Raw genomic sequence first — 247 nt, forward strand, 5'->3', positions numbered from 1 at the left:
GGTTACAAAGGAGTTAGCCTTAAATTCGTCGCTCCAGCGCAGGCTGGAGCCTGGTGGCGTTGATTGAAGCGCCGTGCGGTGTGATCAGGATACGCTTGAGCGCCAGGAGAGCGGTGCGCGCAGCGCATACATGGACGCCCCCCATTTGCAAGAGCATTTTCAAATTAAACCTGACGTAGTCGATTGCAGCCATACATTCGGTCTTTATTGCAGCCGCTTGATGACTGCTGACGCATGATGAAATACG

1 protein-coding gene is annotated in these 247 nt (G+C 53.4%); it reads right to left on the reverse strand.

The window, feature by feature from the left end; translation table 11 throughout:
* Positions 1-19 precede the first annotated feature (19 nt).
* Positions 20-247, reverse strand: a 228-nt coding sequence (locus ACO0LK_RS27130; protein ID WP_422980626.1) for a hypothetical protein, incomplete at its 5' end; no start/stop codon positions are given.

The organism is Undibacterium sp. Ji49W (assembly GCF_049340205.1).
Lineage (GTDB): Bacteria > Pseudomonadota > Gammaproteobacteria > Burkholderiales > Burkholderiaceae_D > Undibacterium.